The following is a 22,355-nucleotide window of genomic DNA, read 5'->3' as shown; positions in this document are numbered from 1 at the left end:
TTGCATTCATGGGGGAACCGCATCTCATTGCGGTTTGAACAGAGAGACAGCTGCGCAAAGTCGCACGGCTGAAGGAGGAATTGATGTCATTAGCCAAAACATTATCCGCCTCGACGACATGTGTCGTCCTATGCCTAGGAGTCACGGTACTGCCTGCCGGGACGACGATGGCAGCGGAGACCAGGGCGACAGCCACGGTCACACCCAATCCTTGGTATGCCAACGGGCCTTTCAAAGGCTGGGGCACCTCGCTTGCATGGTTCGCCAACGCCACAGGTTCGTACGGCGAAGCAGGATCGATATCGCGCTCAAGCGGCGACGCACAGACCGACGAGAAAGCCCTGGAGTACGGCAAAGAGCTCCGTTCGGATTTCTACGAGAGCATTTTCGGCAGCGACGGGCTCAATCTCAATATGGCTCGATACAACATAGGCGGGGGCAATGCATCGGATGTCGCTTATGGCTACCCGTTCATGAGACAAGGTGCGGCGGTGCCCGGAACCTGGGCCGACGACCCCGATGGCTCCGCAGGAATCTATGGCGGCATCGGAACGAATCAAAGCGACAAAGCCTCTCTTGGCGCCGCTTTTGACCCCACCAACGACAAGCAGTATGACTGGAGCAAATCGAAAGCACAGGAATGGTGGGTACAGCAAGGAGCCAAGACCGGCGACATCACGCATTGGGAGGCTTTCGCGAATTCGGCACCGTGGTTCATGACCGAAAGCGGATATGCCACAGGAGGATTCAACGCCAACGCCAACAATCTCAGCGATCCGGAAAAATTCGCAGAATACCTGGCGAAAAACGTCGAACATCTGGAAACGCAATACGGTATCAATATCGACACCGTGGAACCTCTGAACGAGTCTGAAACCGGTTATTGGAGCACTCCCGGGAAGATGGCCTCCGACTATCAATCCGGCAACGACGCGAACGCCACCCTCATCAATCGCTATGTTTCCCGGCAATATCAGGACAAGAATCTGAGCGCCACCCCCTACACCACGGATCTCAAGAAACCTCAGGAAGGCATGCACGTCAGTAGCACGGTCCAGATTCCGCTGATCAACGCCCTACACGCCTCGCTGGCCGACAACCCGGGAACCGTGGTCAGCGCGACGGACGCCTCCGTACAGTCCCAGTTCGTGAACTCGTACAAACAATGGGTCGCGAACGACCCCACGATCATCACCCAAAACAAAGTCGGTCAATACAATGTCCATTCCTACGGCGCCGACGCACCCCGCCAGGTCCGCGACATCGCCCAAAGCGACGGAAAGGTTCTTTCCATGAGCGAAGTCGACGGCTCTTGGCAGAGCGGCGGGTTCAACCCCTTCGGTTTCGACAACGCATTGGGCATCACCGGAAAGATCAACTCGGACATATACAACCTGCAGTCCCAGGACTGGACCTTCTGGCAGGTTGTCGAAGACCTGTACAACATGCAGGAAGGCTCGACGGACGATGAGGGCAACACTCTCAATCCAGCCGGAGAGAACACCAACTGGGGAACGGTCCTCATCGATTTCGACTGCACCGTGGCAGGAACCGACGGCAAACTCTACTCCCAGCGACGAGTGGACAACAACAACGGTTCCACACAGGGCATCTCACCCTGCCGGGTTCTGGTGAATGCGAAATACAACGGCATCCGCGCCTACACGCAATTCGTCGGCGAAGGCGACAACGTCATCGCCAACTCGAGCCAGAACGACAACTTCACCGCACAGTCCGCGGACGGCAAGGTACAGACGGTCATCCACACCAACAACACGGCTCGTGACCAGCAGTTCACCGTCGATCTTTCCAATTACGCGCACATCGCCGACGACGCGACAGGCACGCTCTATCTCACACGGACCTCCTCCGACGAAGACATCGCCAAAGGCGAGCAGTATGCGACGCCGGAGGTACTCAACAAAACCAGCAACATCAAACAGTCGCACGATGCCGTCACCATCGATGCCGAGAAGAACACCGCAACGCTCACGGTGCCGGCACATTCCATCGCCTCCCTGCAGCTCCGGGGTGTGACCGGAGTCGCCGACGACGCCGCAGCGGTAAAGGACGGCGAAAGCTACCAGATCATCGGCAAACACTCCGCCAAGGCACTCTCCGCGGTTTCCACCGGCGATTCGGCATTGTCTCTCCGCGAAAGCGCATCGAATGCACAAGAAGCGGGGACGCAAATCTGGAAATTCACGGCACTCGATACCTCAGCCGGTTCCAGACCCAATCTACGATCCTACGTGTTGCAGAATGCGGAAGGCAAGGTGCTGGTATCCAACAACGGCACGAATGCACTATCCGACATGACACTGCAATCCGCGCTGAGTGACCCCAGAGCAACATGGATTCTGAACACCGAGAACGGGAGGGAATGGAGTCTGACGAACTCCGCCGCACAGCAATCGCTGGATGTGGACGGCCAGAAGACGGATTCCGGGACGAAAGTGGGGCTCTGGACCTCCTCAGGCAGCGACAGCCAGGCATGGACCTTCGCGTCAACACAACCCCAGGGGGTGCGGACACCGACCATACAGACGCCTATATCGGTGGTGCCGCAACTCCCCGACACCGTCACGCCGTATTACTCCTGGGGTGAAGGCACACCCGTCTCCGTGCGATGGGACGATGCGGCCGTACGAAGGGCGGTGGATACGGCAGGCAGCCATCGCATAACCGGCGAGGCCCGGGATATCTTCGGCAACGAGATTCAAGCCACCCTCGTCGTAGCGGTCGGAGCATTTACGGTCAGCGATCCAAGCTCTCTCACCGTCGCTTCGGGCACTGCGGCATCCGAGGTCGAATCGAAGGCCCCGGCAACGGTGACGGCACACGTTCTCGATTCTCCGGGCACGCCCACCCCGGTGACCTGGGACTTCTCGGGTCTCGACGACGCCAAGCTCTCCACAGTCGGCACCCTCACCATCACCGGTGTCGCACAGAACGGTGCAGGAGGAACGATTCCGGCCGTCCTGCATGTATTCGTCACCACTCCGCAGATTTCCGATGGGGATAACCTCGCGCAGATATTCTGCTCTCAGGCCATCGCCTCGTATACCGAAGGAACGAATACAGCCGCGAAGAGTTGCGACGGCAACATCAATACGGCATGGTCGAATTGGAAAAACGGCGGCGGAGACAACGCCCCTTCACTGCAATACACCTTCGACACCCCAAGAAAGCTGAACTCGCTGGCTCTCGTCTCATACGGAGAGGCCACGGCCAAGAGCTTCTCCGTACACTATCTCGACGCAACCGACAATACGTGGAAGGACTCGGGAATCTCGGCAAGTACCGGCATCAACATCAATCGTGGCGATACGACCACCGTTGACCTGTCTGCTCTCCCCTTGACAGCCGGCATACGTCTGTCATTCACCTATGCGGATAACGCCAACTATTACACCAAAGTGGCCGAGGTCAGGATATTGGAAAGCAGCTCGGCCCCTTCACCTGCACATGTGGCGGACCTTGACGACATCAGATTGAACGGCGTTCCTCTGTCGGGCTTCGACCCGGCGGTCGTTACGTACGACTCCGCTCTTGCAGGCGACGCCTCGTCCTATCCACAGCTGACCGCATACGCGAAGGACTCCGCGGCAACCGTGAACATCGAACAGGCCGACGCCGGCAACGGAGGAAAGGCAACAATCACCGTCACCGCAGCCGACAACAGCACTCAACGAATATACAGCGTGAATTTCGGAGTACTGCCGAAACTCACCGGGCTCAAGGTCGATACGGCAAAGACGCATTACGCCAAAGGCGAGGCACTGGATATCCACAAGCTGAACATTTCAGCCGTGTATACGAAGAACGGTGAGACCAGCGCCACGACGACGCTCGATCCTTCAGACCCTCGTATTTCAATCATGGGCTTTGACTCATCATCTTCCGGGAAGCATGTGGTGACGGTGCGCTTCACGGACAATGGGGTTCAGGTAGAGAGCAGCTTCGAAATCATCGTTGACGACGATGCCCAGCCTTCCCCCGCTCCTTCAGAACCTTCCAATCAAGCCAATCCAAGCAATCCGGCTGATTCATCAGCCTCGACATCCGGCACATCGGTCACCAAGCACCTCGCTTTGGCCCGGACCGGTACGAACACGGCTCTGATTGCCGTGACTGCCACCGCCCTGGCAATTGCCGCAGTCACGATGCTCATCGCGCTCAGAAGACGTCGATAGCTCGTCAGACAGCCCCGTTCATCCTGATTCATTGCTGAATGCGGATGAACGGGGCTGTCTCATGTCCTGACGATGGAACCCGACGGAGCGCCCAGGACGGTACCGCGTTGAATCCACCACGGCTGGCAGATAGTGTTGGATACGCCGTGCTGAATGCATGACGTTCCATACACTGCGTTCCATACACAGCGTTCAGCACACAACGTTCCGCACACAGTGCTCCGTACACAACGTTCCGCACACAACGTTCCATACACAGTGCTCCGTACACGACCTTCCCCACTTCGAAAAGACGCTTCACGTCCGGGCATCCGACTCCGTGTCGAAAGGGCCGCATTGGACGTCACAAGACACGTGCATGGATCGCGCTGTCGAACCACTCACCTTGCAAGTCGTCTGACATCATCAAATCCCCATCCAGCCGTTCGCACCATCTGAAGGCCGTATAACCGTTCCGCCTTGCTCCGGAGGCCAACAGAGTCGTGCCGCCCCGAGGACGTATGCCGGTCGGGTCCCGGCCCGCATGGACCGGACCGCCCGTCAACCACACACCGAGAACCCGGCGCACGTTGCGTCAGCCGCGAAGGCGCACTTCGCCCGTGAAAAGAACCTAAGGACGCAAGCCGGACCGTGCACCTCCCTGGTCCGTCAATACGACAAGGCCGTAGGAGACACATGTCCCCTACGGCCTTGGCAAATCGACCTTGCGCTTGTCGTTCGACTATCGCAGACCTGCTACTTCACCGTGTAGCCCTGGCTTTCGGCGTAGCTCTTCAGATTCTTCTGCCACGCCGCAATCCCCTGCTCCAGGGTGATTGATTTATCGGTGAACGCTCCACCGGCATCATCGGCGAAGACACCGCGTGCATACACCTCGAAGGGAAGGAAGGTGTATCCGGTGACCACATTCGATGCCGCCTTCGCCAGTTCCTTGTTGAATTCCTGTCCACCGAAGTACTCGTTGTCCTTGCCATCGGCATCCTTCACCGACGTCATGCCTAGGAAGTCGTCGGAAGCGAGGGTGTTGTTGTCGGCGGGGAAAGCTCCTCCATCGACGCGTTGTTTGATGCCGTCAGCGTTATGCGTGGCATATTCCAGGAATTTGTATGCCGCCTTCACCTTCGCCTCGTCATCGGATTTGATGATGGCCAATGAGGAGCCGCCGTTCTCGGAATTCTCGGTGCCACCCTTCTCCCAAGTCGGCATCTGAGCTACCCGCCACTTGCCGGAGCCGTCAGGTGCACCGGAGAGAAGATTGTATGGCATCCATGCACCGGTGAGCAGCGAGGCGATGGAACCGTCGTTGAGTCCCTTGTTCCAATCGTCAGTCCATCCGGCGGTTTTGGTGTCAATCAGGTCCTCGTCGATCATTTTCTGCCAGAACTCGGTCCATTTCTTCACACCCGCGTCGGAGGTGAGATTGATGCCGACGGTCTTGCCGTCCTTGCTGGTGGAGAACGGAGTCGCTCCGGCCTGCCACGTCATGGAGTCGAAGAAACCCGCATCACCGGAATCCGACGTGATGTACGAACCCGTGGCGCGGATCTTCTTCGCCGCTTCGTAGAACTCGTCCCATGTGGTGGGAAGTTCCGTGACACCGGCCTTGTCGAATACCTCTTTGTTGTAGAAGAAGGCCATCGGACCCGAATCCAGCGGCAAGGCGTATACGCCGCCGTTCACGTTGACCGAACTCCACGTGCCTGGCGTATAGAAGTCTTTGTACCCGGAGGCGCCGAGGTCGGAAAGCTCCTGAACATTTTCCCTGATTACGTATTCCGGCAAGGCGTAGTACTCGATCTGGGCTATGTCAGGTGCACCCTTCCCTGCTGACATGGCGTTGTTCAAGGCCGTGTACTCATCCTTGTTGGTTCCGGCATTGGTGATTTTGACGGTGATATCGGGGTTCTCCTTCTCGAATCCGGCCACCGTGCGAGACAGCGTCGAATCCCACGCCCAGACCAGCACCTCGGTCTTGCCGCTTCCGGAGCCGCTTGAGTCACTTCCGGAACCACCGCACGCAGCCAGTGGGAACAGCATCGCCACGGTCCCCACCAGTGCAATCGCTCGCTTACTGAACATCATCGTTCACTCTCCTTGTTCTTTGAGAACCGCCGAATCGCCGTCGATTGGCAGAGTCCCCTACAACCTGAAACACATTTTCAGTGCGTATTCGACTTCGAACACACGCTGTATTTTCGTTCACGTTAACGATAACATCATTATATATGTTTACGCAAACAAACGCCAGATTCTAAGAGAGAGCACAGCAATGATCGATCAGGAACCCCAAGGCACTTCCGCCGTAGAAGCTCAGGGACATGTCACGGATTCACCGACGTTCCCGCCCGACGACCTGTCGGACACCGCCCTCGTGCATGCGCCGACCGCCGTGGCCGACATCCCCTCCCGACTGTTCGGTTCCTTCATCGAGCACATGGGACGTGGCGTGTACGGGGGAATTTACGAGAAGGACCACCCTACGGCCGACACCTGGGGATTTCGCCATGATGTCATCGACATGGTCAAAGAACTCGGTGTGACCTGCATCCGCTATCCGGGAGGCAACTTTGTCTCGAACTATGACTGGAAGGACGGGATAGGTCCACGAGACCAAAGGCCCGTCCGACGGGATCTCGCGTGGCACAGCACCGAATCGAACGAGGTCGGCATCGACGACTTCCATCGGTGGAGCCGCATGACCGGCACGGAAATCATGCTCGCGACCAACCTCGGCACCAAAGGCATTCAAGAATGCCTCGACGAGCTCGAATACGTCAACGGTGCGCCGGGCACGGCCTGGGCCGATCTCCGGGTACGTAACGGCATCCCCGAAAGCATGGATATCTCCATGTGGTGCCTGGGCAACGAGATGGACGGCCCGTGGCAGGTGGGGCATATGGATGCGCAGGAATACGCCGCCACCGTCGCCAAGGTGTCCCATGCGATGAAACTGGCGGAATCAGGTCTGCAACTCGTGGCCTGCGGCTCTTCGAGCGCGCACATGCCGAGCTTCGGCCATTGGGAACGCACCGTGCTGGAGAAAGCCTATGAGCATCTCGATTTCATCTCCTGCCACGCCTATTACTATGATCGCGGTGCGGCCAGCTTCCAGGATTTTCTGCTGTCGTCAGCCGACATGACACACTTCATCACCACCGTCGCCGAAATCAGCTCTTCGGTCAAGGCGCGCAGACACACGAATCATGAAGTCGCCCTATCCTTCGACGAATGGGGCATCTGGTACTCGGATGAATGGAATCGTCAGGAGAAGCGGTGGATAGAGGAGGCCGCCGCAGGACTTCATCACGATCCATGGCCCCAGGCCCCGCACCTGCTGGAGGATCGTTACACGGCCGCGGATGCGGTGGTGGAGGGTTCGCTGATGATCACGCTGCTGAAGCACTGCAAGCAGGTTCGATCCGCTTCGCGAGCCCAGCTGGTCAACGTCATCGCGCCGATCATGGCCGAGACCAAGGGACCGGCGTGGAGGCAAAGCGTGTTCTATCCCTTTGCGGCGGCTGCGAATTTCGCACGGGGAGTCGCCTATGCCCCGATCATCGAAGGCCCGAGGCTGCACACCCAACACTTCGGCGAGGTTCAGGCCATTGACTCCGTGATCACCTGGGACGAGAAGCGAAAGCAAGGTCTGGTGCTTATCGTCAACCGCGATGAGCAACGGCCACATACCGTCACCGTCGATTGCTCGTCAATGCCCAGCATGGCTGGCTCCCGGATGATCATTGATTCCGCACAGATGCTTCACGAGGACGACCCGATGAAATGCAATTCTCCGGAAGAGCCAAACGCGGTAGTCCCCCGACATGTCACCCCCTGGTCGAACACCGACGGCTCCATCACGCTCGACATGCCTGAAATCTCATGGGCGGCGATTCGATTCCACGGCTCGCAGGCATAAGCTCCCATAGTCGAGGGGCCGGGCGCTCGGAGAACATTCCGAACGCCCGGCCCCGCATATCGCCCCGGAACATCGACCAGCCGCAACAGTCCACGCGGGCCGATGATTCGTCTGTTACCGCTTCATCACCAGAAGACCATTCGCCTTCAGTGTCGCGGCCGACCCGTCGTCGTGGACCGTGGCACGCGAAGTCACCAAAACCGTGCCCTCGATGTCGACAGTCACATCCCGGTGCGTCCTGTTGAACAGAAAGACGAATCGCTCCTGTCCGCCGGTGCGGACTCGTTCGACCCTCAGCACGCTGGCACCCGAAGCTTCGTCGAAACCCTTGACGCGCATCCGGGCAAGGAGGTCCGGCAAGGTTGCAGCCAAGCCTTCACGACCGAGTCTGCAACCCACATAGGCTGCACGCCCTTTGCCATAGATGTTGAGCGTCACGGCAGGAACGCCGCTCATCGCGGTCCATTCCTCCGCCTCATACGTCGCCAGAACCTTCGCGGTGTCGGCGACCGAGGTGATGACATCGGCAAGGTCGTGCGCCACCGTGCCATTGCTCAGATCGAGGTGATCCAGAACCCCTTCGGTATCAGTACCGAGAGGAGCGAAGTCCTCCGACCTGATGCCCAGCACATCACGTATAGCACCGGGATACCCGTCCAGCCATATGTGGTCGTCACCATCGGCAATGCCCGTGTAATACGTGGCGAACAGCTTCCCGCCGGCGGCGACATACTTCCGCACACGTCGCGCCTGGCCTTCATCGAGCAGATACACGCTGGGCAGCACCACTGCCTCATACGAATCCCAATCTGCCCTGATGGGCACCACATCGGCGGTTATCCCACAATCCGCCAAAGCACGGAACCAATCCAAGGGCTCGGTCCAATGACGGACCTCCTGAGTGGGGGTCGCGGTATGTTCGCTCGCCCACTCGCTCTCGTAGTCGTACACCACGGCGACCGATGACTTCGCAACGGCGCTCTCCGTCAAACCCGCCTCGCCCAGACGTTTGAGGTCCCGACCAAGCTCGCAGACCTCTCGGAAGGTTCGACTATCCTCACCGGCATGCGGCAGCATTGCGGTATGAAACTTCTCAGCACCGGACCGAGACTGCCTCCACTGGAAGTAGCAGATGGCATTCGCCCCCATGGCCAGGTGAGCCAGGGAATCCCGAATCAGCTGCCCCTCTTCTTTTCGATAGTTGATATTCCGCCAATTCACCGCACCCGTGGATTGCTCCATCAACAACCAGGGACGCTTGCGGGCGATCCCATCAACCAACGAGGAGCTGTAGGCCAGCTCGTCCAGATGCTGCTCCCCCGGCATGAAGTAATGGTCGTTGGAAACGAAATCGACCTCCGCTCCCCAATCGTCATAATCGAGTGTGCTGTTACCGGCGCTGACCATGAAATTGGTCGTCAGCGGAATATCAGGGGTGATTCGCGCCAACACGTCGCGCTCGGCCCGGAAGAAGCTTTTCAGCGCATCCGAAGAGAAGCGCTTGAAATCAAGCAGCTTCCCCGGGTTCATGAAATTACCCTCGCCTATGAACCGCGGAGGAAGAATCTGCGAGAAATCCCCCATCTGCTGTGACCAGAATGACGTCCCCCAGGCGGCGTTCACCGATTCTATGTCACCGTACCGGTCCTTGCACCACTCCTGGAAAGCCCTCATCGCATCATCGGAATAGTCGAAACGATTATGACACCCATACTCGTTGTTGACATGCCATGCCACGATATACGGATTATCCCTGTAGTGTTCGGCCATCGCCCGGCATAAGGCCAGTGCGTATTTCCTGAAGACCGGCGATGTGGCACGCCAATGCTGACGAGCACCCGGCCAGCACACATCTCCTCGCTCATCGCGCCAAAGCACCTCTGGATGCGCTTGGGTCAGCCACATCGGCGGAGAAGCCGTGGCGCTGGCGAGATCAACGGCGATGCCGGCAGCACCGAGCTTGGCGATGATGCGATCCAGCCAGTCGAAATCCCACGAGTCCTCGGCCGGCTGCAGCTTCGCCCAGGAGAAAATACCAAGAGAGACCAGATTCACACCGGCCTTGCGCATCAAGGCCACGTCCTCGTCCCACACATCCTCCGGCCATTGCTCGGGGTTGTAGTCTCCCCCGTACCAGATTTCCTGCCTGTTGCCCTGCAGGGGTTGCGGCCATCTGAATGGTCTGTGCTGAGTCATTGAAACTCCGATTTCTCTCCATAAAGAGCGTTAAGGGCATAGCTACCCTGGTCGTTTTGCGATGTTCCGACTTGCCCGCACCACGAAGGGTGCGTTCACACCGAAACGGGAACTGCGGCGCACCCCTTCGTGCGGTGTAAGGCATCACCGGTGCGGTGCGGTGTCATTCCTTGACCGCGCCTGCTGCGAGCCCTGATTGCCAATAGCGCTGCAGAAGCAGGAAGGCGATGACCAAAGGAATGATGGTCACCAGGCTGCCGGTGATGACGAGGTTCTGGATGGCCTGGCCGCCGGCTGTGCTGGCCTGATCCTTCCATTGGTTCAAGCCGATCGTCAGAGGATACCAATCCGCGTCCTTCAGCATGATCAGCGGCAGGAAGTAGTTGTTCCATGTCGCGACGATCGTGAACAACGCGGTCGTCACGATGCCGGGCGCCAGCAGGGGCAGGCTTACCTTCCAGAAGGTCCGCCATTCCCCGGCCCCGTCCACACGAGCGGCCTCCAGAAGCTCCACCGGAACCGCCTGTTCGCTGAAGATCCACATCAGATACAGGCCGAAAGGACTGATGAGACTGGGAATGATCATCGCCCAGGGGGTGTTGGTCAATCCCAACTTCGCAAAGAGCAGGAACTGCGGTACTGCCAACGCGATTCCGGGCACGCTGATAGCGCCGATCACCACCACGAAGACCGCTTTTCTGCCGGGGAAGCGGAACTTCGCCAACGCATAGCCACCCATGATGGCCAGCAGCGTGGCACCGCCGGCACCCACCGCGACGTACAACAGGGTGTTCAGCAACCAGCGCCCGAAGATGCCGTCCTGATAGGTGAACACCATCGTCAGGTTGTCCCACAACGCGAAGGACCCGCCGAAGCCCAGACCGAAGGTCGAGGTGAAATCCGCCTGGGTCTTGGTGGCGTTCACCAGCAGGTACACGAAGGGGAACAGGCAGTACACGGCGAACAGGGCGCATACCAATGTCATCAGGGTCGAACGCCGGGGATTGGCCGGATTCGAGAATCCGGAACGCCCTGCCCTGCGCCGCTCCTCACGCTCATCACGCGCAGTGCGTTTCGCGCGATCCCGCTCAGTCACGGGCCTCGCCACCGGGCCTTCATGCGCGCCCCTGTCCATTCCCGCACCACCGGACACATCGGATGCCACCGGGGCCACATCATGTGTTCTCAAGCTCACTTCATCTGCTCCTTCATGCTGCGCAGCTGCACTGCATACGCGATGGCCATCGTGATCACCGCCATGACGATTGCCAATGCGGCGGCGTAATTCGACTGATTGCCCGAGAAACTCAGATTGTATGCATACATATTCGGGGTGTAATACGTTGTCACCGCGTTGCCCGGCACCATGTTCTGCAGAATGCTGGGCTCGTTGAAGAGCTGGAAGCTTCCGATGATGCTGAAGATGACCGTAATCGCCAGCGAACCCCTGAGCTCCGGCAACTTGATACGACGGACGATCTGCCACTCACTCGCCCCGTCTATCGCCGCCGCCTCATACAGGGAATGCGGAATCGTCGAAAGGCTTGAATAGAAAATCAGCATGTTGTACCCCGTGAACTCCCACGTCACGATATTGCCGATGGCCGCCAGAAGCACCGAGGGCGCCAACACATTCAGATTCGTACCCAGAACATCGTTGAGCGACCCCACCAGACCGTACTTGGCTCCATACACGAACCCCCATATCAGCGTCGACACCACTGCCGGCACCGCGTACGGCAGGAAGGTGGAGATCCTGAAGAACTTCGAACCATGGAGCTTCATGCTGTCCAACGCCAAGGCCATGGCGGCGGCCAGAAACAGCATGATCGGCACCTGCACCACCGTGAACAGCGCGACTCTACGCACGCTGTCCCAGAACTGGGCGTCGGCAAACAGACGCCCGTAATTCGCGAAGCCCACGAACACCGTCCCACCGATCATCTTCTTCTGGAAGAAGGATATCCACACCGCATACACGATCGGCACGATGAACACGAAAGCAAACACCACCGCGAAAGGCAGCATGAACTTCCAGCCACGCCAATCACGACGACCACCACGAACCGAACCCGGAGGCTCCGAACCCCTTATCACCGGCACACTCGGCGCAACCATAACCACCACTCTCCTTCGAGCGAACCCACAATTCGTCGACTATGACTTCTGCGGGCGTATCACTGATTCATGCGCAAATGTTTACGCAACCATTCACATCGTACACTGGATTCCCGCTTTCCACTACTCGTCCTCGCACAATGTCGCACAAAAACTAGCGAAGTAGGGTATACAGGAGGCATGGCAAGCAAACGAGCCCGATGGGCATCCATGCAGGACGTCGCCCGGGAGGCGGGCGTATCTCCGCAAACCGTATCCCGAGTGTCCAACGGCAGCGAGGCGGTCAGGCCGGAGACGCGCGAACGCGTGCAAGCGGTGATGCAGAAGCTGGGATACCGTCCGAATTTCGCGGGACGCGCCCTCAAACACGGTCGCTTCAAGGATATCGGCGTCGCCATGTTCAACATGAACACCTATGGCAACATGCGCATTCTGGAGGGCATCAGCACCTGTGCCGCAGCCAAGGGCTATGCGACGACCGTGCTGACGATGCAGACCACGGACGAACACCCTCTGCGCCACGCGGTCGAGCAGATGAAACAATTTCCGGTAGACGGCATGATCGTGGTCTTGGAACAACGGGTGGCGGATTTCGCTGATTTCACACCTCCGAAAGACCTGCCGGTAATCATGGTTACCGAAGGACCCTCCAACCACTGCCCGACCATCGACGACGACCAGTACGGGTGCGCCGCATCTGCAAGCGAATATCTGCTCAGCAAGGGGCATCGCACAGTGTACCACATTGCCGGACCCCAACACTCGCAGGCTGCGGTGAGCCGTGAGCGCGGATGGAAGGACACCTTGCTTCAGCAGGGCCTGAGGATTCCAGAACCCTACATAGGCGACTGGAACGCCGACAGCGGCTACGATGCCGGACGACTGTTCGCCGCCGACCCTCAGTGCACGGCCGTTTTCGCCGCAAACGACCAGATGGCCTACGGAGCGATACAAGGCATAGAAAGCACCGGAAAACGCGTCCCGGACGACATCAGCGTCATGGGTGTCGACGATTCCCTGCACGGCACCGTCCCCCGCTTGTCTCTGACGACCATGCGCATGCATTTCTCGCAAATCGCAGAGAACGCCTTTTCCATGGTGCTGCGGGCGTGCGAGGGTGATTCGCCTGCCGTCGGCGTCAAAACCGTCATACCCGCCGAGTTGATCGAACGCTCCTCCGTACGGGATCTCACCGTATAGAGCACCGCTTCGGTACGCGAAGTAGTACCGAAGCGGCCATCCCTCGTGTCGGCGGTCACGCCTGCACCCGTCATGCCGCTGAGTCCCCGAGCTTGGCGAATCAGCGAGGCCCGCTGGACGACTCGGCATATTGCGCATCCGACTGAGGAACCACGAGGGGGATTGCCGATGTGAAACGGTGGAGTTCGCCGCTGTACGGGTCCACGAAGGACAGGCTTCTCGCCACCAGCTGCAAGGGTTGTGAGAAATCACCGACCGGTCTCATGTTCAGACGAGGATAGATGTCGTCGCCGAGAATCGGTAGGCCGAGAGCATTCATATGCACACGCAGCTGATGGGTCTTGCCGCTTGCCGGATGCAGCTTGTATACCCTCAGCAGCGGCGCATCCCGACACCCTCGACTCCCCCTCGCCATGTAAGCACGCGAATGACGGGCATTCGAGAACAGCACCGCATCCTGACTACTGGCAATGTCGATTCGCGTACGACTGTTCGCCACCCCGGTGCGTTCGTAGGCCTGGATGGTGCCTCTGTCCTTGACGATGCGGGACACACGCAGCAGCGGAAACACCGCAGGCGGGTCAAGGGGACGAACCACTCCGTATCGAGGCCTGCGCAGCACCGAGGCAGGTGCGATGCATTCATAGGTTTTTTGCGTCTCGTGGCGCTGAAACAGCATCTGATAGGCGCCGCGAGCGGCCGGGTCCCTGACGAACACGACCACACCGGCGGTTGAGCGGTCGAGTCTGTGCGCCGGAATGATGTCCGGCTCGTCGTACCGCTCACGAAGACGCATCAGCGCCGTGGAACGAAACCACATGCCGCGGGGCGTGGTGGGAAGAAAATGAGGTTTGTCCACGACGATGATGCGTTCATCCTCGTAGATAATCCTCAAGTCGAACGGAATGTCCGGCTCATCGGTCACCCAACGGTGGTGACCGGCCCTAGAAGGTTGAACACAGTCATTCAAACGACAACTCCAAGCCTCTGAAAGCGGCTCCTCACATTCTGTCGTGCGAGAGGCCACCTCATACGATAACTGCATCACCAGGACAGCTTTCCCCGATAAATCTCAGCACATTGCTGTCCTGGTGATGCAGTTATCATCTCAACGGTATCTACTCAACGGCTTTTACTCGACTGTCACCGACTTGGCCAGATTGCGAGGCTTGTCGATGTCGTAATGCTTGAGCTTCGCCATATCCATGGCGAAGAGCTGCAGAGGCACCACATCGGTCAGCGGACTGAGCAATGTTGAGCATTCGGGCCGCCAGAAAATCACGTCCGCATAATGCTCGACATCGGGATCGCCCACCTCGGCAACAGCGATGGTGAATGCGCCGCGCGCCTTCACTTCCTCGATGGAAGAGATCACCTTGTTGTGCAGCACGTCACGGCCACGGGGGCTCGGTACTATCACCACAACCGGCTCTCCTTCGTCGACCAGCGCGATGGGGCCGTGTTTCAACTCCCCCGCCGCGAAGCCCTCCGAGAAGGTGTAGGCGATTTCCTTGAGCTTGAGTGCCCCTTCCATCGCCACGGGATAGCCCACATGCCGGCCGAGGAAGAGGAAGGAATGGGCATCCAACATCCGTTCGGCCGTCTGCGCAATCGTTTCTGCCTGATTGTCCAAGACCCACTGAATCTTCTCGGGCATGGATCGGAGATTGTCCACGATATGACGAATCTCATCGTGATACATCGTCCCCTTCACCTGGGCCAGGTACAGCCCAAGAAGGTACGATGCCACGATCTGGGCCACAAACGCCTTCGTCGAGGCGACCGCAATCTCCGGCCCTGCATGGGTGTACAGCACTGCATCGGATTCACGGGGAATCGTGGAACCCTGGGTATTGCAGATGGCCAGCACCCGCGAACCCTGTTCACGCGCGTGGCGCAACGCCATCAGGGTATCCATCGTTTCGCCGGATTGGGAGATGGCGACCACCAGCGTTCTGGGCGTCAGAATGGGATCCCTGTAGCGGAACTCGTGAGCAAGCTCGATTTCCACGGGAATACGCACCCAATGCTCGATGGCGTATTTGGCGACAAGACCCGCATAGGATGCGGAACCGCAGGCAATGACGACAATCTTGTCGATTGACCGGAACACATCCTCGTCGATGCGTACCTCATCGAGGTTCAGGTCTCCGTCAACGCTGAAACGTCCAAGAAGCGTGTCGGCAACCGCAGCCGGCTCCTCATGAATCTCCTTGTCCATGTAGGAATCCCAACCGCCTTTTTCAGTGGCGGATGCATCCCAGTCAACGGTGAAACGCTTGGGCTCGGAGACCTCGTTACCTTCGAAATCGGTGACTTCCACGCTGTTGGCGCTGATGCACACGGCCTCGTCCTGTCCGAGCTCCAGCGCCTCCTTGGTATAGGCGACGAAAGCGGCCACATCCGAACCGAGGAAGTTCTCGCCATCACCCAAACCAACCACCAGCGGTGAGTCGTGACGGGCTCCGACCACGATGTCCGGCTGTCTCGAGTCGACGGCCAGCAGCGTGAAGGCACCGGTCAGCATCCTCGCCACACGTCGCATCGCCTTGAACAGGTCGGGATGCCCCTCCTGGACTATGACCTCATTGGCGACCTTGCCGAGCAGCTTCGCCGCGACCTCGGTATCCGTGGCCGATGCGAAGGTGTAGCCTTCGGCCTGAAGATTGAACTTGAGCTGCGGTGCATTCTCGATGATGCCGTTGTGAATCAGAGCAATATGACCATCGCTGCTCATATGTGGGTGGGCGTTCACATCCGTGGGTGCGCCGTTCGTCGCCCAACGGGTGTGACCGATACCGGCCGTGGCCTCAGGCATCGGATGGCGCTCCAGATCCTCTTCGAGATTATTGAGCCGACCGGATTTCTTCCGCCAGGCAACCTCATCCATACCCGGAGCGACCAAGGCCACGCCGGCAGAGTCATAACCCCTGTATTCCAAGCGTTGAAGCCCTTGCATACACACTTCCAAAGGCTTACCGCAAGCACAACCCGACCCAGCATATCCAACGATTCCGCACATAGTCTTCTAGTGTATGGTCATCGCAGACAATCGTCGGCTCAATACCGTCTTCTTATCCGAACCTCTACACGCACCCACCGTCACAGGACGGATTTCAGGAAGCTCGAGAAGCGCTCGGTCTTCGGATGGTCGATGATGTCGGAGGTACCGCTTTCGACGACGACCCCGCCATCCATGAACACCACCTGATCCGCAACCTCACGGGCGAAGCCCATCTCATGCGTGACCACGACCATGGTGATGCCTTCGTGTGCCACCTGCCGCATCACCGAAAGCACCTCTCCGACCAGCTCAGGGTCCAATGCCGATGTCGGCTCGTCGAAAAGCATGATTTTCGGATGCATGGCCAATGCCCGCGCAATGGCCACACGCTGCTGCTGTCCGCCCGACAGCTGGGCGGGATAGTAGTTGGCTCGGTCCGCCAAGCCCACGCGCTCAAGTTCGTCAAGAGCCTGCTGACGAGCCTCCCTCTTGGAGATTCCGGCCACATGGACCGGCGCTTCCATGACATTCTCCACGGCGGTTTTGTGCGGGAACAGATTGAAACGTTGGAACACCATCCCGATGTTCGCACGTTGGCGCGCAATCTCACGGTCATCGAGCATCCGCAGACCACCGTCCTTCAGATGCTTGTATCCCACCAGTTCGCCTTCGACGAAAATCTCGCCTCCGCTTCGGGTCTCCAGCTGGTTGATCATGCGCAGCAATGTGGATTTACCCGAACCCGAAGGACCGAGAATAGCGGTCACCGTTCCCGGCAGCACCTTGAGACTCACGCCTTTAAGCACGTGCAGGTTGCCGAATGCCTTATGAACCTCGTTAATTTCGATTGCGGCCACCGTACTGGCGGCCTTCGTCGCTTCCTGCGTGCTGTTGTCTTGCATGCTCATGCGTTCAACCCCACCATCGTCGCCTGATTCACCTTGTCTACCGCATCCTTGGGTTCACCGTCGGTTTTGCCCGGCAACGGCGGCTGCTGCCCCTTGCTGCCCATAGCTCTGGCATCGAAGCCCTTGCCGAAATGATGTTCGAGTCTGGATTGCGCGAACATCAGCACAGTGGTGATGACCAGATACCAGATGCAGGCCACCAGCAGCAGCGGAATCGGCTTGTAGATGCGATTGGCGATGGCATTCGTGGCAAACTGCAATTCCAAGGTGAACGGCACCGCCAACACCAAGGACGTCGTTTTCAGCATGCCGATGGTCTCGTTGCCCGTGGGAGGCACGATGATGCGCATGGCCTGTGGAAGGATGATACGGCGCATAATCAGTGAACGACGCATCCCCAAAGCGGCAGCCGCCTCCGATTGCCCCGTATCCACAGCCTCGATGCCGGCCCTGACGATTTCCGACAGATAGGCGGCCTCGTTGAGTCCCAGTCCGAGCACAGCCGCAGTGCCGGCGGAAATGAGGGTTTTAGTGTCGAAACTCCAGAATTCCGGGCCAAAAGGCACACCCAGCGCAATCTTGGGGACCAGCACGGAGAACAGACCCCAGAAGACCAGCTGCGTATACACGGGAGTACCTCGGAAGAACCATATGAAGAACCAGCTGACCGCACGAAGCACCGCATTGGCCGATTTGCGCATCATGGCCAGAATAACCGCGAGCACCGTGGCAAGGAGCATCGCGTAGACCGTCAACTGCAGGGTCCATCCGATTCCCGAAAGAACGTTCTCGTTGAACAGATACATCCAGACGGTGGGCCAATCGAAATTCGGATTCGTCACCATGCCGTGAATCAGCATCAGCGCGATGACGATCACGATCACCGCCGCAACATACGGTCCGGGTTTTCTCACACGCCGTGCGGATATCCTATTCGGTATATCCAATCCCTCGTCGCTGTCCCTCTTCGGCATACCCCTCCTTCAAACCCGACACCCCGATTTCCGGCATCGAATCAACTGCTCACGTCAATACTCGATGGATGCCCGCGAACACTCCAAGCAGAGCGGGCCGGGCATCCATCCGAGCCACGGCACGTGCGGCACCCGTACACAACCGGGAGAACACACATATACGAACGATGTTACTCACTCACCGTCGGATTGATCTCGGCCTTGTCGATGGCTCCGGCCTGGGATCCCCACGACTTGAGAATCTTGCCGTAGGTGCCGTCGTCTATCAGCTTCTGCAAAGCCTTCTGGATGGCTTCATCGGTCTGAGTGTCACCCTTCTTGATGGCGATGGCCTGAGGCGCCACGCCCTGGTCCTCCCCGAGCGTCTGCAGTTTGTCGCCTGTCTGCTCAATGGCGTAGCCGGTCACCGGGCTGTCGGCGTACAGGGCATCGACCTTGCCTGTCACCAGCGCTGTGGTGACATCGGTCTGCTGCTTGTATGACTGTATGTCGATGGCCTTCTTGCCGCTGTCCGTGCAGGCTTTGCTCGCGGTTGTGGCTTCCTCTTCCTCCGTGGTGCCGGTCTGCACACCCAGTTTGATGCCGCACAGGTCCTTCACGTCGACTTTCTGCGGATTACCCTTCTGCACGGCATAGGTCATGCCCGCCTTGAAATACGTCACGAAGTCGACGGCCTCGCTGCGCTCCTTGGTGACCGTGAAACTGGATACGCCGATGTCGTACTTGGTGCCTATCGAAGGAATAATCGCATCGAAGGTCGCCGTCTGCGGGTCTGGCGTCAACCCCAGAACCTTCGATATGGCATTCACCAGATCCACGTCATACCCGATAGGGGTCTTGCCATCGGCATCGAGGAATTCGGCAGGAGCATAAGACGTATCCATACCCACCGTAAGCTTGCCATCCTGTGCGATATAGCTCGGCAACAGGGAGGCGATGCTCTCATCCTTGGAGATTCCGCTGACGTCATAAGCCGACGGTGTCGCCGCGGAACCCGAGACTCCCGCCGACGAAGCGCCGGATTCATCGCTTGTGCCGCATGCGGCCATCGACAGCATCAGTGCGCCGCTGAGCACAGCTGTGACGGCGCATTTCAATTTCCCGTATGTCATTTCTTCCCTCTCGTTGATGGCTCCCTCATGCACAACATCGGACGCCCCTTATCAGGGAGAGTAAAAGGCCCATGTCACGAAGTCGTAAAGAGACAAGGTAATTCGCCCATGTCACCAATCGTGTGATTCGCCCAATATGCGGTCATTCAGTTGAGATGCGCCAGGCCACCGTAAGCACCGAAGCACTCTGAGTTGTTGAAGGCTGCCCATACGGCGTATGACAATATTGCACCTCGGGTGGAACAGTGGGCCCGGCCTGATGTACTGCTACGTAGACCGGAGCTATTCGCCGCGATTCATGTTCTTGTATCGCATTGCCCGTTGCGCTTCACGCTTATCCTGTTCTTCGCGCAGGGATTGCCGCTTGTCGTACTCGCGTTTGCCGCGTGCCAGAGCAATCTCGATTTTGACGCGGCCGTCCTTGAAATACATGCTCAGCGGAACGATTGTGTACCCCTTGGCTTCCGTCTGCCTTGACAGTTTCGCAATCTGAGCTGAGTGCAGCAGGAGTTTACGCTTGCGTTTGGGGGCATGATTATTCCAGGTGCCATTGAGATACTCAGGAATATTGGCATTCTCCAGCCACATCTCACCTCGTCTGTCGATGCTCACGAAGGATTCCGCCAACGAGGCTCGACCTTCGCGCAAGGATTTCACCTCGGTACCCGTCAAAGCGATACCCGCCTCAAGGTGGTCCTCGATGGCATAGTCATGACGTGCCCGACGATTATTGGCAATCGTCACGGTCCCCTGCTCCTTAGCCATCGCAAACCTCCTTCGTGCGGTAAACGTGCGAGTCGTTTTCCTGCAAGGCCCACGCCCTGCCGACCGGCTCACACACGGTCCTCATATGCAAGGCTCGAGGATAGCACAGATAGCGCGGGCACGAAGCTTCCGGGCATCATGCCCAGATGGATACTCCGACATCAAGCCGGGAGCTTATCGCCTATGACCCTGCGCTGATTCAGTCCCGTTTGCAGGTGCGCAGATACCTGCACTACAAGGACAGCTTTTCGGAGAAATTATCACCACGTTGCTGTTCCGGTAGTGCAGTTATCGTGTTCAGGCCTTACACGCCAAATGAGAAGAGCCAACAAATTCCTGCACCGACAGCCATCACCTATGGCACAGGCTCCGAAATACCTTCCGGAGCCTGTGCCGTAGCCTTCACGCAGAGAAAACTCAGTAGTGTACGTACCAGTACAGCCCCGGATTGTAGATTGTGCGGGACACGATGGTCCCTTGCAGGCTCGCACCGGTTTCGGAGATGATGATGGAATTGGCATTAACCTGCTCGACGATAGCCACATGCCCGTACTGAGCGTTGGCACCAAGCTGGCCTCCACGAAGGGAAATCGCAGCACCCACATGAGGAGTGTGATTCACCAGATATCCCAAAGCCCGAGCGGAGTTGGCCCAATCCTGTCCGTTGCCCAGATATGAGCCGACAGGGAGATTGAGCTGCTGTCTTCTGATATACGCCCACCAGGTGCACTGACTGAAGGGGTATGCATTGCCGACGTTACCGGTGCGATGACCGTAGCAATAGGTCGCACCCGCCGGACAGTTGCCCGGTACCGAGTAGTTCATACCCGAGGCCGAGCCCGAGTTGGACCCGCCCGAATTGCTCGAGCCGGAGCCGGAGTTGCCGGAACCCGAATTCGAGCTGCTCGAACCGGAATTGGCACTGCTCGAACCGGAATTCGAGGAACTCGAAGACGAGGAACTCGACGGCTTCTTGTACTGGCCCTGTGCGGAAGCCGCCGCCGCAGCGGCATTGGCCGCAGCCTGCTGACGCTGCTGCTGCAGCTGAAGGTTGTACGCGTCAATCTGAGCCTTCATCATCACCGCCTGAGCGGCCTCCTTGGCGGAGTCGGAAGAAAGCTGACTCTGCTGAGATTCGAGCGCGGCCTGCTGGGTGCTACCCTCCTCTCGCAAGGAGTTGAGGCTTGCCTGCTTGGCGGAGGCGTCGGACGCGGCCTGTTGGGCGGTGGCCGCCTGATCAGCGGTCTGCTGCTTCAACACGGCAATCTGCTTTTCGATTGCCTCGAGCCTCTGTTTGCGATTCATCGAATCGCTGAGGGTTGTAGCCGCATCGTTCGCTGCTTCGCTTTCACTGCGCGTCACTGCTGCTTTCGACTGCATCTTGTCGACGAACTCGCCAGTGGTCTTCGTATTGGTGACCACATCCATCACATCGGATGCATCGGAACCGTGGAAGCTACTGCGAGCCAACTGCGCCACGGCAGCCTTGGCGTCATCGTAGTTCGCACCGGTTTCGGCAATCTTACCTTCAAGATCGCTTTTGTCCTTTTGCGCCGCGTCCAGACGTTCAGCAGCGGCATCCGCCTGCTGTTTTGCGGATTGAGCGGCATCAGCAGCGGCATCAGCAGCTTTCTGAGCGGCCGGAATCTGATTCTCGACGAGGTCGTTGAGTTGAAGAATTTTATCCTGCAACGCCGAATTGACACCGGCGAGCTGCGATTTCAGCTCATCACTGGATGCCAGCTTCTGCTGATATTCGGAATAACTGGGGACCGCCTGGGCGGTCTGCACCACCGCGGTGCTGGCCACAATGCCGCCGGCAAGCGTCATCGCTGTGCATAGCAGTCCCGCACTGACAGCTTTGAAACGTGTTGTCTGCTTCATGAATCAGCCTTTCAAGTCACATGTAGACATATATCGTACAGCAGCAGTCTGTATCCGCCAATATGCGACTGGACCTCGCTCA

At 58.4% G+C, this 22,355-nt stretch carries 14 protein-coding genes; 3 read left to right on the top strand and 11 right to left on the bottom strand.

The annotated features are described in order from the left end of the window. The first annotated feature begins 83 nt into the window (after nucleotides 1-83). On the top strand, nucleotides 84-4,196 hold the full coding sequence (locus DB51_RS03600; RefSeq protein WP_084674536.1) for an Ig-like domain-containing protein: 4,113 nt from the start codon (nucleotides 84-86) through the stop codon (nucleotides 4,194-4,196). Nucleotides 4,197-4,931: 735 nt separating this feature from the next. Here the strand turns inward: DB51_RS03600 and DB51_RS03590 are convergent. Beyond that, nucleotides 4,932-6,278: an ABC transporter substrate-binding protein gene (locus DB51_RS03590; protein WP_034251847.1), complete on the bottom strand. Its 1,347-nt coding sequence runs from the start codon at nucleotides 6,276-6,278 to the stop codon at nucleotides 4,932-4,934. 187 nt (nucleotides 6,279-6,465) lie between these two features. On the opposite strand from DB51_RS03590, the gene DB51_RS03585 reads away from it, so the two are divergent. Beyond that, entirely contained in the window at nucleotides 6,466-8,112 is a 1,647-nt protein-coding gene (locus DB51_RS03585; RefSeq protein WP_084674535.1) for an alpha-N-arabinofuranosidase, read from the top strand. Nucleotides 8,113-8,226: 114 nt separating this feature from the next. Here the strand turns inward: DB51_RS03585 and DB51_RS03580 are convergent, their stop codons facing one another. From DB51_RS03580 to DB51_RS03570, 3 genes are all read right to left on the bottom strand, one after another. After that, nucleotides 8,227-10,308 (bottom strand): beta-galactosidase, encoded by a 2,082-nt coding sequence (locus tag DB51_RS03580; RefSeq protein ID WP_034251844.1) that lies wholly within the window; start codon nucleotides 10,306-10,308, stop codon nucleotides 8,227-8,229. Between the two features lie 163 nt (nucleotides 10,309-10,471). Next, entirely contained in the window at nucleotides 10,472-11,443 is a 972-nt protein-coding gene (locus DB51_RS03575) for a carbohydrate ABC transporter permease (protein WP_034253610.1), read from the bottom strand. Between the two features lie 56 nt (nucleotides 11,444-11,499). Beyond that, the gene (locus tag DB51_RS03570) at nucleotides 11,500-12,426 is read right to left on the bottom strand and encodes a carbohydrate ABC transporter permease (protein WP_034251841.1); all 927 of its coding nucleotides are present in this window, start codon (nucleotides 12,424-12,426) and stop codon (nucleotides 11,500-11,502) included. Between the two features lie 210 nt (nucleotides 12,427-12,636). Between DB51_RS03570 and DB51_RS03565 the strand changes: the two genes are divergently transcribed. Beyond that, nucleotides 12,637-13,626 (top strand): LacI family DNA-binding transcriptional regulator, encoded by a 990-nt coding sequence (locus DB51_RS03565; protein ID WP_034251839.1) that lies wholly within the window; start codon nucleotides 12,637-12,639, stop codon nucleotides 13,624-13,626. Nucleotides 13,627-13,726: 100 nt separating this feature from the next. On the opposite strand, the gene DB51_RS03560 is transcribed toward DB51_RS03565, so the two are convergent. The 7 genes from DB51_RS03560 to DB51_RS03530 all read right to left on the bottom strand — a co-directional run bounded on the left by DB51_RS03560 (nucleotide 13,727) and on the right by DB51_RS03530 (nucleotide 22,273). Continuing rightward, a complete protein-coding gene (locus DB51_RS03560; RefSeq protein ID WP_051867241.1) occupies nucleotides 13,727-14,551 on the bottom strand; it encodes a pseudouridine synthase in 825 nt (274 codons plus the stop codon). A 207-nt stretch (nucleotides 14,552-14,758) separates the two neighbouring features. Next, complete coding sequence (gene glmS / locus DB51_RS03555; RefSeq protein ID WP_034251835.1) at nucleotides 14,759-16,648, bottom strand: glutamine--fructose-6-phosphate transaminase (isomerizing); 1,890 nt, start codon at nucleotides 16,646-16,648, stop codon at nucleotides 14,759-14,761. 80 nt (nucleotides 16,649-16,728) lie between these two features. Next, on the bottom strand, nucleotides 16,729-17,538 hold the full coding sequence (locus tag DB51_RS03550; RefSeq protein ID WP_051867240.1) for an amino acid ABC transporter ATP-binding protein: 810 nt from the start codon (nucleotides 17,536-17,538) through the stop codon (nucleotides 16,729-16,731). Then, the gene (locus DB51_RS03545) at nucleotides 17,535-18,512 is read right to left on the bottom strand and encodes an amino acid ABC transporter permease (RefSeq protein WP_034251832.1); all 978 of its coding nucleotides are present in this window, start codon (nucleotides 18,510-18,512) and stop codon (nucleotides 17,535-17,537) included. Before DB51_RS03545 ends, DB51_RS03550 begins: the two co-directional genes overlap by 4 nt. A gap of 170 nt (nucleotides 18,513-18,682) precedes the next feature. Then, the gene (locus DB51_RS03540) at nucleotides 18,683-19,624 is read right to left on the bottom strand and encodes an ABC transporter substrate-binding protein (protein WP_034251829.1); all 942 of its coding nucleotides are present in this window, start codon (nucleotides 19,622-19,624) and stop codon (nucleotides 18,683-18,685) included. A 282-nt stretch (nucleotides 19,625-19,906) separates the two neighbouring features. After that, nucleotides 19,907-20,389 (bottom strand): SsrA-binding protein SmpB, encoded by a 483-nt coding sequence (smpB, locus tag DB51_RS03535; RefSeq protein WP_034251825.1) that lies wholly within the window; start codon nucleotides 20,387-20,389, stop codon nucleotides 19,907-19,909. A gap of 417 nt (nucleotides 20,390-20,806) precedes the next feature. Continuing rightward, nucleotides 20,807-22,273, bottom strand: a complete 1,467-nt coding sequence (locus DB51_RS03530) for a CHAP domain-containing protein (RefSeq protein ID WP_034251822.1) — start codon at nucleotides 22,271-22,273, stop codon at nucleotides 20,807-20,809. Nucleotides 22,274-22,355 lie beyond the last annotated feature (82 nt).

This window comes from Bifidobacterium crudilactis, assembly GCF_000738005.1.
In the GTDB taxonomy this organism is placed as follows: Bacteria; Actinomycetota; Actinomycetes; order Actinomycetales; family Bifidobacteriaceae; genus Bombiscardovia; species Bombiscardovia crudilactis.
Note: the sequence above shows the minus strand (reverse complement) of the source record. Positions and strands in the feature narration are given on the sequence as shown.